Below are 13,682 nucleotides of genomic sequence, written 5' to 3' on the forward strand. Positions count from 1 at the left end.
CCGCTGGGCAATGAACGAAGATGCCATGGCTACCGAAAAACTCGCTGACGGTATCCGTCGCTTTGCTCAGGATCAGGGTAAGCTTGAAAGCCTGCTGCGCGGGCGACTGGAGACACTGAGTTGATCGATCGCATACTGTCATTATTTAAAGAGCACGAGCCAGAGAAAGACGAATACGATATTTCCCTGGCTTGTGCGGCGCTGCTGGCGGAAGTCATGCACGCTGACCACACACTGGAAAAAGAAGAAGCGGAAGCGCTGCGTACAGTGCTGCGCAAGCTGTTTCCGATTACGGCGGACGAAGTAGACACCCTGCTCGCCCAGGCTGCCGCTCAGGTACAGAAATCCAACGACCTGTTTCAGTTCACCAAAATCATCAATGAGCAATTCTCCGCAGATGAAAAGGTGCGTCTGGTGCACGGTCTCTGGACTGTGGCTTACAGCGATTCCGAGCTGGATAAATACGAAGAGCATATGATCCGCAAGGTCGCTGATCTGCTGTACGTACCCCATTCTGACTTTATCCGCGCCCGCAACGAAGCCCGCGATGGATTGCCTCCCCACGTATGATTACTGAGCTGACCTCAGCCTTTGATGAACTTATGATGGCCCTGCGCGCACTGCGCCAGGCCATTATCGAGCAACAGCCACCGCATTGGTTACCGTTAACACCTCAGGAACAGGCCAGCGGAGCGCAGCCACTGAACATTCTGACGGACCTGATCACCGACGTCTGGTACCGCGATGGACAGGACGGGCGCGAAACCCGCAGCCGTCATGGCTTAGTGATGGTCAATGATGAGCTGGCCAGCCTCGCAGCTGTCGCCAACGAGGCCAAAGACACCTTCCGTGCTGCCGTTAAAGCAAGTCAGGATGAGCTGGAAAAAGACGATTTTAACGATGCTATCGCCGGTCTGGGCAAACACCACGGCAGCTTGCGGGAATCCCTGCACTTTGCCGGCCTGAGCCGGGTCCATCTGAAGCAATGCTACCGGCATCTGCCGCTACTGGATCATTGTCCGCTCAAGGTCGGTTTCAGCTGGTATGCGAACGGCCGCAGCATCCGCAGAATTTCCGTGACTGAGGCCCAGAGCAAGTTGCTGGAATTGGGTGAAGATAAGGTTCATATTCAGGTACAGCTGAATAAATTGAATCATTTACCACCTGGGCAGCAGCTGGCTCAGGTACAGACCCTGGCCCCTGTAGTGAGGGCAAACCTGGTGTACCCGGATACGGCCCCTCGCCCGCGACAGGCAATGAATGTCGCCCTGCCACTGATGTTACCGGGTCAGATATTGCCGGAATTCAACCAGATTGATACCCAGCCACCGGAGGGCCGGACACGACAGCGCCGCGGTGACCAGAAAGTATCCGATGAGCCCTGGCTGCCGTCTATCCGTGTGCATCTTTACGACGGCCAATGAAGGCACAAGAACGCTCAAGAGAAACGAAAAAAAGAAACGCTCGCCGGCGATATCAGGACATAAAAAAACCGCGGCCATGGCCGCGGTTTTTTTATTCCGTGCTGCGGAACCAGTTACAGGCTCAGGTCACGGTTACTGGCTTTAATGAACTCTTTCTTCAGATCTTCGTAGGTGTGGACCGCCGGAAACTGAGGGAACTCATCAATCACATTCTGTGGCGCATGGAACAGGATACCGGCATCGGCTTCTGCCAGCATGGTGGTATCGTTGTATGAATCGCCGGCCGCAATGGTGCGGTAGTAGATGGTTTGCAGGGCACGGATAGACTGGCGTTTAGGGTCAGCCTGACGCAGTTTATAGTCGGTAACACGACCTTCATCATCTGTGATCAGGCGATGACAGAATAGTGTCGGGAAGCCGAGCTGACGCATCAGCGGCTGAGAGAATTCATAGAAGGTGTCAGACAGAATGATCACCTGAAAACGCTCGCGCAGCCAGTCAACGAATTCACGCGCACCTTCAAGTGGCTTCAGGGTGGCAATCACGTCCTGAATATCCTGAATTTTGAGGTTGTGCTCATCCAGAATACGCAGGCGCTGCTTCATCAGCACATCGTAATCCGGGATATCGCGGGTAGTCGCTTTCAGCGCTTCGATTCCGGTTTTATTGGCAAACTCGATCCAGATTTCCGGAACCAGTACACCCTCAAGGTCAAGACACGCGATTTCCATGGAGACTCCAACAGACTGTTCATTAACTGGGCGCGTACTCTATAGCCATGACCGCCGGATGACAACAGAGCGACAGGGCAAAATACGGCAAACACCGGTTTTAAGATATATTAATATGACGTTTTATTATTATTTGACCTAAGTGGCCCGTGATAGGCTTAGGCGCTTAATAAAGTATGGGCAGCGCCTGCCGCTGACCCGGCACTGATACGAAAATCGACAGACACAGCAACCGGACAAACGCCATGACCAATAGCCTGGATTTCTCAGCGCTGAATGAAGAATACGCAGAGAAGCGCCCCAAAGACCTGATTCGCTACGCACTGGAACAGCACGATTCCATTGCCGTTTCTTTCAGCGGTGCAGAAGACGTCGTACTGATCGATATGGCCGTTAAAATCAAACCTGACGTGGATGTGTTCACGCTGGATACCGGCCGTCTGCACCCGGAAACGTATGAATTCATCGATGCTGTACGCAAACACTATGGCATTAAAATCGATGTCCGTACGCCGGAACAGCAGGCATTGCAGAATTTCGTGCGCGAAAAAGGCCTGTTCAGTTTTTATGAAGATGGTCACCAGGAGTGCTGTGGTGTGCGTAAGATCGCCCCACTGAAAGCCAAACTGGCTACGCTTGATGCCTGGATCACAGGCCAGCGCCATGATCAGAGCCAGACCCGCTCGGATGTGCCATTGGTTCAGGACGATACCAGCTTCGCTGGCGCTAACGACAGCCTGACCAAGTACAACCCATTGGCGAACTGGACCTCCGCACAGGTCTGGGAATACATCAAAGTCTTCGATGTGCCATACAACAGACTGCACGAACAGGGTTTTATCAGCATTGGCTGTCAGCCCTGCACCCGCCCTGTATTGCCGAACCAGCACGAGCGTGAAGGTCGCTGGTGGTGGGAAGGTTCCGGCCACAAAGAATGTGGCCTGCACGCCGGCAACCTGATCAGTAAAGGCTGATCAAAGCGAAGCCAGCTCATTAAAAAAGCCGCATTCTATGCGGCTTTTTTGTGAGTTTTTGTACGGTTGCTTTGTGCGGCTTTATTCTGTGGCTTTTTTGCGGATCGGCGACGTGACCAATACTGTTGAGCCCGAAGCTCAGTGCTCAGGAATCTCAACGCCTTCAAACAGCGCTGCAACTTCCTGTTTGTTGGTACACAGTGATGCCTTCTCAACCAGATCTTTGCTCAGATGCGGCGCAAAGGCTTCTATGAAGTCGTACATATAGCCACGCAGGAAAGTCCCCTTACGGAAGCCGATCTTAGTGATGCTAGGCTCAAACAACTGACTGGCATCCAAAGCTACCAGATCCGCGTCCTGCACCGCATCCACCGCCATGCTGGCGACGATACCAACACCGACCCCCAGGCGCACGTAGGTCTTGATCACGTCAGCATCTGCGGCGGTAAAGGCAACCCTTGGGGTCAGTCCCTTGCTTTTGAAAGCGTCATCGAGCTGAGAGCGCCCGGTAAAGCCAAACACGTAAGTGACTAACGGATATGCTGCCACCTGCTCCAGCGTCGGCGCTGGTGTCTGCGCCAGAGGATGATCTTTAGGCACCAGAATGCTGCGGTTCCACTTGTAACACGGCATCATCACCAGATCGCCAAACAGCTCCATGGCCTCGGTCGCAATAGCAAAATCGGTGGTGCCGTTCGCAGCCATCTCAACGATCTGCATCGGCGTACCCTGATGCATGTGTAATGACACGTCCGGATACTGCCCCATGAACTTACTGATAACACCTGGCAGCGCATAACGCGCCTGAGTGTGGGTCGTAGCAATCGACAGGCTGCCCTTATTTTCGTCACTGAATTCCTGAGCGACCTGCTTGATTCCCTCCACTTTACGCAGAATTTCACCAGCCACTTCCAGAATCGCCTCACCCGCCGGGGTAATGCGCGTCAAATGCTTACCGCTGCGGGCGAAGATTTCTACACCCAGCTCATCTTCCAGTAATCGTATCTGCTTACTGATGCCCGGCTGCGATGTGTAAAGCACCTGCGCCGTGGCGGACACGTTCAGATCATGATGGGCGACTTCCCAGATGTATCGCAATTGCTGCAGTTTCATAGATCCTCCGTGCCTGATCCAGGGTTCGATTCTTGCCTTTTGTTATAAAAATATAAACAAATATTCTTTTCCAGAATAGATGGCAGGCTCTAAATTAACCGTTCTTAGAGCATCAAGTGATAGTTTAGACCATATTTCATGGATATTTTGTTATATATAGCAGCTGGGGCCGGTGTTGGCCTGATCGTCGGTATCACGGGCATCGGTGGCGGTGCCCTGATGACTCCCCTGTTGCTGTTGTTTGGCTTTCCGCCTCAGGTCGCAGTCGGTACAGACCTGATGTACGCTGGCCTGACCAAAGCCGGCGGTGCGCTGAGCCACCACCGTCAGACCCATGTCCGCTGGGCAGTGGTTAAATGCCTGGCGATAGGTAGCATACCTGCTGCTCTGCTGACCGGCCTGAGCCTTCGTTACCTGTTTGAACACCCGGAACACTACAGCCACCTGCTACGTAATGCGCTTGGTATCATGCTGTTACTGACCGCTGTGGTCATCCTGTTCCGCAACCAGATCGCCCGCCTGACCAGCCGTGGCGATGCCCAGAAATGGCTTCCCTACCGCCCGGCCGCAACTGTCGCCATGGGCGTCTTTCTCGGTGTCTTTGTTACCCTGTCGTCCGTGGGCGCGGGCGCCATCGGCACAGCGATATTAATGCTGCTATACCCGGCCCTGAAATCGACCAACATTGTCGGCACAGACATCGCTCATGCGGTTCCGCTGACCCTGTGTGCCGGTTTTATTCATATGTATCTGGGCAATGTCGATTTTGCTCTGCTGGCATCACTGCTGATAGGTTCACTGCCGGCAATCCATCTCGGCAGCAATATCAGCCGCCATGTTCCGGAACAGCTGTTGAAAACCGGGTTGGCCAGTTTGCTGATGGCTTTAGGGGCAAAATACGCCTTCTTCTGATAAATCATCGCGTCAGACAGTTAAGTCACCCCAAAAAATCTGCGTCTTTGTCGCCTCAGGCTAAGCTCTCCCTATCGACAGAGGAGATATTCAGTGAGCGCAACAGAAACACTAACCCTGGATCAGGTGGCAGAATTTTTAGCGATGAAACCCGTAACTATTAAACGTTACGTGCGTGAAGGGCTGCTGGACGGCAAAGAAGAGAATGGCCATCTGGTGTTTGAACCAGAGAAAGTAAACCGCTTCAAAGAGCTGCAGGCGCGTCTGCGCTGAGCGAAGGTACGGCAGCTCCCTCTATTTCTGCCGTATCATTCATGTCAGGCCACTTATACCAGGCCGTCTATACCAGGCCGTCTATACCAGGCCGTCTATATCAGGCCGTCTATATCAGGCCATTCCTGGCCGGGGCCAAACAGATCGGTTGTCTGGCCCTCAAGACCCGCTGCCCCATTACATTCACCCGCAACTTCACCAAGCCAGACTGCCATACGCATGCCAAGCTGCTGCAGTATCCAGCGAGCAAATTCTGGCGCATCCGTATTCGCCGGCGTATGAATAAACAGCCACGGCTGTTTACCCTGGCTCAGCCATTCACTCAGCTTGCCCGACCACTGCTGCAAATAGCGCATATTCTGCGGCCAGTCAGAATGACCGATAAAACGAATGACCGGGTTGTTTCCGGTTGATACCGGATGTACAGGAAATCTCGGCTTTTTGCGCTGACCTTAAAGCACATGAGGATCCGTACTGACATCAGCAAACAGGCCGCGGGAATCAAACACCACACGGTCAGCCTGATGATCCGCCAGCAAACGCAATAATGCCGCCTCGTTGTCTGCTTTATCAAAAAATGCCGCGTGCCGTACCTCGACCGAAACAGGCACCGTCGTCAGCGCCTGCAGCTGCTGCAACACCTTAGCGAGTTGCGGCAGAGCAGAAGGCCCGAAGCGCCCGGGCAGCTGCAGCATCAATAAACCGATACTGTCGCCCATTATCTGCAGAAATTGCCTGAACTCTGTCGCGCCAGCCAGTGCAGCAGCCATGTCTTCCGCCTGACTGATGGTTCGGGGGATCTTGAACGAAAAGCGGAAATTATTGGCGGCCATGGCCTTCCAGCTGCGGGCACGATCTGCTGACGGCAGGCCGTACAGTGTCGTGTTGCCTTCGATGGCATTGAACACCTGACTGTACTGACTCAGGGCATCCGCTGCTTTTACGTCCGTCCGTAAAAGTCCACCACGCCATTCTTTCATGTACCACATAGGCAACCCGATACGCAGATTGCTGATATCAATCAGTTCTGTAGGCAACATTGGTCGCGTCTGTGATGTGCAAGAGGAGATTCATTTGTCATAATCGGGCATTATTCTATCAGATACTGATCCGCATTATTTTCAGGACTCCTAATGACAGACAAGCGCGTAGAAAACCTCAATATTGAGTCAATCGTTCCGCTGATCACCCCTGACCAGCTCAAAGCCGAAATGCCGGTTTCCGAAGAAGCTGTACAGACCATTCAGAAGGGTCGTCAGGTCATCCGCGATATTCTCGACCGTAAAGATCACCGTATTTTTATGGTGATTGGCCCCTGCTCCATCCATGATGTTGATGCAGCCAAAGATTATGCCCAGCGCCTGAAAGCCCTGGCCGATGAAGTCAGTGACACCATTTATCTGGTTATGCGCGTGTACTTTGAAAAACCACGCACAACTGTGGGCTGGAAAGGTCTGATTAACGACCCGTACATGAACGATACCTTCAAGATTCAGGACGGTCTGCACATCGCCCGCCGTCTGCTGCTGGATCTGGCAGAAATGGGCCTGCCGCTGTCCACTGAGGCACTGGACCCTATCTCGCCACAGTACATTCAGGATCTGATTTCCTGGTCTGCCATTGGCGCGCGCACCACGGAATCCCAGACTCACCGTGAAATGGCCTCCGGCCTGTCCTGCGCTGTTGGTTTCAAAAACGGTACTGACGGCAGCCTGACTGTAGCGACTAACGCACTGATGTCTGTTGCTAACCCACACCGTTTCCTGGGTATTGATACCGCAGGCGCCGTGGCTATCGTAACCACTCAGGGCAACCCATACGGTCACGTGGTTCTGCGTGGCGGTGGCGGTAAGCCAAACTACGATTCCGTGAATGTTTCACTGGCGGAAGAAGCACTGGCCAAAGCCGATCTGGCTAAAAACATCATGATCGACTGCAGCCACGAAAACTCCAGCAAAGACCCTGCACTGCAGCCATTGGTCATGGACAACGTGACCAACCAGATTCTGGAAGGCAACGAATCCATTATTGGTCTGATGGTAGAGTCCAACATCAAACACGGTCGCCAGAACATTCCGGCCAACCTGGATGATCTTGAATACGGTCTGTCAGTGACTGACGGCTGTATCAGCTGGGAAGAAACCGAAACTGCCGTGCGTAAAATGCGCGACAAGCTGAAAGACATCCTGCCAGCTCGTACTAAGTAAGTACGGTTTTGCAGACAAAAAAGCCCGCATTATGCGGGCTTTTTTGTGTCTGGCTGTCATCTCAACATAAGACCTGATCAATAACCCTGATAATCAGAAGTCACTGTCATCCTCATCGTCGAAATCATCCCATTCAGTATCCCATTCAGTATCCCATTCGTCGTCACCGAAATCGTCCTGGGTTTCGCCATCATTAACCAGAAATTCACGACGCTGCTGATAAGCACTGCGCAGGAAGGTATAACGATCACCACTGATCAGCTTCTCGGCATCCAGCAGACTGGCGCGAGTGTTAGCCGCCCAGAGTGCATACATTGCGCCGTGAGCTTTCGCATCATCGCCCACATCACTGATGCCGACACCATAAGCAAAGTCGCCGGCAGTACCGGTGGCATCCCGCAGGTTGCTTGGCCCTAAAAACGGCAGCACCAGATACGGCCCAGTGCCTACCCCCCAATAACCCAGCGTTTGTCCGAGATCTTCATTGTGCTTTGACAGACCGATATGGGTCGCCACATCAAATACGCCAAAAAAACCCACCGTGGTATTAATCAGGAAACGCGCGGTGTCTGATGCCGCCTGGCCGAGCTTGAGCTGGCCAATATCATTGGCAACCACCATGACGTCGCCGAGATTGGAAAAGAAATTGGATACTGAGCTCTGAACCGGTACCGGAGTAATGCTGCGGTAGCCCTGAGCCACTGGCTTGAGCGCGTATTTATCCACCACTTCGTTGAAGGCGAAGACTTTGCGGTTGAACCCTTCCCAGGGATCAGGATCGCTGGTTTCTTCTGCCATTGCGCTGAAGCTTAAGAAAAAAATGGTCAGGAGTGCCGGTACACGCATGCTGTTTCCCGCAAATTAGTTCAATGGAGTCAGTGCCGCTGAGCAGCATGACATACCGTGATTGTTATTTATCCAACGCCATTAAAATTGAAATAGCCATTAAAGCCAAATATTACCACTGGAGCGGACTATTGCCCCAGTGGCAACAAAGCCGGTTACAGGTCGCGGATTTCCAGCCAGCGCCTGTTCAGGCGTTTCAGCGACACCGGCTCCCGCGTCCCTAACGGTTGCGCGAACAGCGACACCCGCCATTCCTCCAGCAGCCAGCCAAACTCACGGATCTCAGGATGCTCATCAATATTGATACGCTTCAGCACATCCATATACGGCCCCCACAGGGATTCAAACTCAGCCATAGACTGACGATCGCGCGGCAGATTCCCCTGCAGTTTCTCGATACGATATTCCATCGCTTTAAGATAACGGGTATAGCATTGCAGCTGCTCCCAGGGTTGCTCCAGCATAAAGCCACGATGCAGCAGGCGTTCCAGATGCGCCTTAATATCACTGTAGGCCATGGCGCGGTCGAGGGAAACGGAACCACTCAGATTCTTCAGAATTTTATGCCGCAGCTCCAGCCAGCCAGCAAATTCATTGATCAGCTTTTCCGCCTGATCGACTAATTCGCTGCGGCGGGCCATCCGCGCCTGAAACTCAGACTGAGTCATCGGCAACGCCTCCCCTTCCGGCACAAAAACCAGCATAAAGGAGGCCTCACCAATGTCATCGGTCAGTTCCTGCTGCGTCCCCATGCCTTTCGCCATCAGCCACTTATTCGCCAATTTTTTCTGAACCAGGCTTTTGATCATGCGTTCCTGTTCACTCAGCGCATTGCGGAACAGGCGGTTTATTCCCCGCCGATGTTCACTGCGGGCAAGGCTTTCATTGGCTTCAACCGTGAGGTCCACACGCCCGCCCTGCACTTTCAGACACGGGAATGCCCGGACCGGCAGGCCGTTAAGATCACTCTGAATACTTTCTGGCAGATCGCCGAAGTTCCATTCTTTGACATCCTGCAGCTGATAATCACCATGGGTCAGGGTCTGAACCTGCTGCTGGCCGGCATCCTTCCAGTGTTCTTTCAGAGCCACCAGATCGCGTCTCTGATCCAGCACTTTACCGTCCGACATAACGCGGATATTCATCTGCAGATGAGCCGGCAATTCAGTCTGCGTCAGTTCATGAATTTCAATAGGAGGTCGCTGATTACGGTTCAGAAAGTTCAGCAACTGCGAATAAAGCCCACCATTTAACGGACCACACTGCTGCAGAAACGCTTCTGCAGTGTTCGGTACCGGGACGAAATTTTTACGCACCGCTTTGGGCAGACCTTTAATAATGGCGACGACTTTATCGCTGATAAAACCCGGTACCAGCCATTCAACCCGGCCTTCAGGCACCTGCTGCAACATCGCGACCGGCACGCTCAGGGTGACACCATCGTCATCAGCGCCGGGGGCAAAGCTGTAGCTGAGCGGAAAGGCCATACCCTGCCATTCCAGTTCCGCCGGGAAATCACTGGCACCTATGCCTGACGCTTCCGGACTCAATAACTGTTCGCGGGTAAAAAACAGTGCCTGTTTCTGCTCTTTTGTTGCTTTCTCATACCAGCGCTCAAGGTGACGCTGAGATACAAACTCCTGTGGCAGACGCGCGGAATAAAAAGCTGCCTGCCAGTTATCATCAATAACCAGGTCCCGGCGACGGGCCTTTTCTTCATATTCAGTGACTTCTTTCAGCAACTTAATATTGTGCTGATAGAAATCCAGTTTACTGTGCAGATTCTGTTCAACCAGCGCTTCCTGAATAAACACAGTGCGCGCTTCTTCAGGATGGGTCATTGCATAATTCACGCGTTTACGTGGATTCACCACCAGTCCATACAAAGTGCTCTGCTCAAACGCCGTTACCTGACCGCGCTGTTTATTCCAGTGCGGTTCAAAGTATTGAAACTTCAGCAGCGGCTTGCCAATTTCTTCCAGCCACTCAGGTTCAATTTTTGCCACGGTGCGGGCGAACAGTTTACTGGTTTCAACAAGCTCGGCCGCCATCATCCACTTTGGCTTCTTCTTGTACTGACCGGATGCCGGGAAAATAAACAGTTTGCGGTTGCGCGCGCCAAGATACTCCTGGCCTTCCGATTTGAAACCGATCTGCGACAGCATGCCTGCCAGCAGAGATTTATGAATATCGTCATAAGATGCCGGTTCGCTGTTTTCTTTCAGCCCCAGCTCTTTGCCGAGCAAATGCAATTGGCGGTGAGTGTCACGCCATTCACGCATGCGCATAAAGGATAAAAAGTGTTTAGCACACCATTTACGGATCTGGTTCTGCGACAACTCCTGACGTTCAACTTCATAAGCCTGCCACAGATTCACCAGGGTCAGAAAATCGGATTCTTCATGGCGCCACAGGCGATGTTTTTCATCCGCCTGTTGCTGTTTATCCTGGGGACGATCGCGTGGATCCTGTACGGACAGAGCGGCAGCGATGACCAATACTTCTTTCAGCGCATGGCGTTTCTTTGCTTCCAGCAGCATGCGGGCAATGCGTGGATCTACCGGTAAGCGCGCCATGGCGACACCGGTGTCCGTCATATTGCCTTTATTGTCGACGGCTTCCAGCTCCTGCAGCAGAGTGAAGCCATCTTTAATAAAACGTTCGTCCGGCGGGTCGATAAATGGAAAATCCTGCAGCCTGCCCAGTTTCAGATGCAACATCTGCAGGATAACTGCCGCAAGGTTAGTACGGCGGATTTCCGGGTCGGTAAATTCATCACGACCAAGAAAATCACTTTCTTCAAACAAGCGGATGCACACACCGGGAGCCGTACGACCACAGCGGCCAGAACGCTGATTGGCACTGGCCTGAGAAATCGCTTCCACCGGCAAGCGCTGAACCTTAGAACGATAACTGTAACGACTGATACGGGCGACACCGGAATCGACTACATAGCGGATACCCGGAACGGTTAACGATGTTTCCGCCACGTTGGTGGCCAGTACCACCCGGCGACCACCATGGGGCTTAAAAATACGCTGCTGATCCGAACCGCTTAAGCGCGCGTAAAGCGGCAGAATATCGGTGGCCGGAATCTGTTCACGGCGCAAATATTCGGCACATTCGCGGATCTCACGTTCCCCCGGCAAAAACACCAGCACATCGCCGTGCTGACCATTTTTACGATCCTCATTGCGCAGCTCTGCCAGTGCCTCGGAAATACCTTCAAATACTGTGCGATCGTCTTCTTCGTCAGATTCGCGCACCAGCGGACGGTAGCGGACTTCTACCGGGAAAGTACGGCCGGATACTTCAATAACCGGCGCCGGCTTACCATCGGCACCAGCAAAATGTTGAGAGAAACGTTCAACATCAATGGTGGCCGAAGTAATAATGATTTTGAGGTCCGGGCGCTTAGTGGTGAGCTGTTTTAAATAGCCCAGCAGGAAGTCGATATTAAGACTGCGTTCGTGCGCCTCGTCGATAATGATGGCATCGTATTCATTTAAAAAACGATCACGCTGCGTCTGCGCCAGCAGAATGCCGTCAGTCATTAATTTGATACGACTGTGATCTGCAGTCTGATCAGTAAAGCGCACCTGATAACCAACTGCGTCACCCAGGTTCGAACCCAGCTCTTCGGCTATTCGCTGGGCGACAGCCCGGGCAGCAAGACGGCGCGGCTGTGTATGACCAATACGGCCTTTAATTCCTAACCCGGCTTCCAGACAAATTTTAGGTAACTGCGTGGTTTTACCCGAGCCGGTTTCACCGGCGACCACAACCACCTGGTGATTCTGAATGGCCTGCAGAATTTCTTCCCGCTTGCCGCTGACCGGCAAACTTTCCGGATAACTTATGCGGAGTTCTGCACTTCTTGCCTGCACAATCTGCTGGCTTTTCTGCACCCGATTCAACAGCTTTTCCAGATGCTGTTCAAAGGGTTTTTCCTGCTCAGTCAGATCGCGGATCTGTTTGATCTGGCGGCGCAGGGGAAACTGATCCTTCAGCAGACACTGATCAACGGCTTTGTGCAGCGCTTTCCATTCAGGTGCTGTGGTCTCAGGTTTCTGTTGTTCAGAACTCAATGGTTTCTCCGTTTCATAATCTCAAAACAAAAACGCCCCGTATCCGAAAATACAGGGCGTTTCTGGTCAGGACTGCGGATCAGCTTTCTTTTGCAAGCTCCTGATCACGCAGTTCCCGGCGCAGGATTTTACCCACGTTAGTTTTAGGCAGCTCATCGCGGAACTCGATATACCGCGGCACCTTGTATGCGGTCAAGTTTTCACGGCAGAACTCTTTGATCTCCGCAGCTGTCAGGTTTTCGTTTTTCGATACGACGAAGACCTTAACCGCTTCCGAACTCTTGGCATCCGGCACGCCAATGGCCGCCGCTTCCAGAATATCCGGGTGAGACACCACCACATCTTCGACTTCGTTCGGGTAAACGTTGAAGCCGGAGACGATGATCATGTCTTTTTTACGGTCGACGATTTTCATGTAGCCGTCTTCCGAGATAACGGCCATGTCGCCGGTTTTCAGCCAGCCGTCGTCGGTAATGGTTTCAGCGGTTGCTTCCGGACGCTGCCAGTAACCTTTCATCACCTGCGGGCCTTTCACACACAGTTCGCCTGGCTGGCCAATCGGTTGCTCTACACCATCATCGTCCACAACTTTACAGGCCGTGCTGGAAACCGGCATACCGATGGTGCCCAGTTTAACGTAGCCAGGTGGGTTAAACGAAACCACGGGAGAGGTTTCTGTCATGCCGTAACCTTCCGCCACTTCACAACCGGTAATGCTCTTCCATTGGTCTGCAGCGTCTTTGGTCAGCGCCATACCACCGGAAATAGTCAGTTTCAGCTTGCTGAAATCCAGCGCACGGAAGGTTTCGTTACCGCATAGGGCAACAAACAGCGTATTCAGACCAACGAAGCCGCTGAACTCATTGGTTTGCAGGGTTTTAATAAAGCCTGGAATATCACGCGGGTTCGGGATCAGTACCGAGTGGTTACCAGTATGCAGCAGCACCATGCAGTGCACAGTAAACGCGTAAATATGATACAGAGGCAGCGGTGCAATGACCGTCTCTTTGCCTTCATCGAGGATCATATTAAACAGGCCGTGGCACTGCATCATATTAGAAATCAGGTTGCGATGAGTCAGCATGGCACCTTTGGCAACACCCGTGGTGCCACC

The 13,682-nt window shown here is 52.8% G+C and carries 11 protein-coding genes and 2 pseudogenes; 7 read left to right on the top strand and 6 right to left on the bottom strand.

Annotation, left to right across the window (positions count from 1 at the left end):
• The 3 genes and pseudogenes from B2Z72_RS04485 to B2Z72_RS04495 all read left to right on the top strand — a co-directional run.
• Nucleotides 1–124: pseudogene (locus B2Z72_RS04485) on the top strand (transaldolase family protein); the annotation flags it as partial.
• Nucleotides 121–570 (top strand): TerB family tellurite resistance protein, encoded by a 450-nt coding sequence (locus B2Z72_RS04490; RefSeq protein ID WP_297004253.1) that lies wholly within the window; start codon nucleotides 121–123, stop codon nucleotides 568–570. The pseudogene B2Z72_RS04485 and the gene B2Z72_RS04490, both read left to right, overlap by 4 nt.
• Nucleotides 567–1,424 carry a DNA replication terminus site-binding protein gene (locus tag B2Z72_RS04495; RefSeq protein ID WP_296981385.1) on the top strand — a complete coding sequence of 286 codons (858 nt, stop codon included), beginning with the start codon at nucleotides 567–569 and terminating at the stop codon, nucleotides 1,422–1,424. Before B2Z72_RS04490 ends, B2Z72_RS04495 begins: the two co-directional genes overlap by 4 nt.
• Before the next feature lie 113 nt (nucleotides 1,425–1,537).
• On the opposite strand, the gene thrH is transcribed toward B2Z72_RS04495, so the two are convergent.
• Nucleotides 1,538–2,155, bottom strand: coding sequence for a bifunctional phosphoserine phosphatase/homoserine phosphotransferase ThrH (thrH, locus tag B2Z72_RS04500; RefSeq protein ID WP_296981384.1), 618 nt, complete (start codon nucleotides 2,153–2,155; stop codon nucleotides 1,538–1,540).
• Between the two features lie 215 nt (nucleotides 2,156–2,370).
• On the opposite strand from thrH, the gene B2Z72_RS04505 reads away from it, so the two are divergent.
• Entirely contained in the window at nucleotides 2,371–3,129 is a 759-nt protein-coding gene (locus tag B2Z72_RS04505) for a phosphoadenylyl-sulfate reductase (protein ID WP_296981387.1), read from the top strand.
• Nucleotides 3,130–3,267: 138 nt separating this feature from the next.
• Here B2Z72_RS04505 and cysB read toward each other — a convergent pair whose 3' ends face one another.
• Nucleotides 3,268–4,242, bottom strand: coding sequence for an HTH-type transcriptional regulator CysB (gene cysB, locus B2Z72_RS04510; protein ID WP_297004254.1), 975 nt, complete (start codon nucleotides 4,240–4,242; stop codon nucleotides 3,268–3,270).
• A 138-nt stretch (nucleotides 4,243–4,380) separates the two neighbouring features.
• Between cysB and B2Z72_RS04515 the strand changes: the two genes are divergently transcribed.
• A complete protein-coding gene (locus B2Z72_RS04515; protein ID WP_296981382.1) occupies nucleotides 4,381–5,154 on the top strand; it encodes a sulfite exporter TauE/SafE family protein in 774 nt (257 codons plus the stop codon).
• A 93-nt stretch (nucleotides 5,155–5,247) separates the two neighbouring features.
• Nucleotides 5,248–5,427 carry a helix-turn-helix domain-containing protein gene (locus tag B2Z72_RS04520; protein WP_296981380.1) on the top strand — a complete coding sequence of 60 codons (180 nt, stop codon included), beginning with the start codon at nucleotides 5,248–5,250 and terminating at the stop codon, nucleotides 5,425–5,427.
• 95 nt (nucleotides 5,428–5,522) lie between these two features.
• Here the strand turns inward: B2Z72_RS04520 and B2Z72_RS19295 are convergent.
• A pseudogene (locus B2Z72_RS19295) lies at nucleotides 5,523–6,467 on the bottom strand (DUF72 domain-containing protein).
• 93 nt (nucleotides 6,468–6,560) lie between these two features.
• On the opposite strand from B2Z72_RS19295, the gene B2Z72_RS04535 reads away from it, so the two are divergent.
• Entirely contained in the window at nucleotides 6,561–7,634 is a 1,074-nt protein-coding gene (locus B2Z72_RS04535; RefSeq protein WP_296981378.1) for a 3-deoxy-7-phosphoheptulonate synthase, read from the top strand.
• Nucleotides 7,635–7,727: 93 nt separating this feature from the next.
• Here the strand turns inward: B2Z72_RS04535 and B2Z72_RS04540 are convergent, their stop codons facing one another.
• The 3 genes from B2Z72_RS04540 to B2Z72_RS04550 all read right to left on the bottom strand — a co-directional run.
• Nucleotides 7,728–8,480: an MlaA family lipoprotein gene (locus B2Z72_RS04540; protein ID WP_296981376.1), complete on the bottom strand. Its 753-nt coding sequence runs from the start codon at nucleotides 8,478–8,480 to the stop codon at nucleotides 7,728–7,730.
• Nucleotides 8,481–8,635: 155 nt separating this feature from the next.
• Nucleotides 8,636–12,568: an ATP-dependent RNA helicase HrpA gene (hrpA, locus tag B2Z72_RS04545; RefSeq protein ID WP_296981375.1), complete on the bottom strand. Its 3,933-nt coding sequence runs from the start codon at nucleotides 12,566–12,568 to the stop codon at nucleotides 8,636–8,638.
• Nucleotides 12,569–12,647: 79 nt separating this feature from the next.
• Nucleotides 12,648–13,682 (bottom strand): AMP-binding protein (locus tag B2Z72_RS04550; RefSeq protein WP_297004258.1); only part of this gene is annotated, 1,035 nt, incomplete at its 5' end.

Source organism: Thalassolituus sp. UBA6592, assembly GCF_002433655.1.
Classification (GTDB): Bacteria; Pseudomonadota; Gammaproteobacteria; order Pseudomonadales; family Oceanobacteraceae; genus Venatoribacter.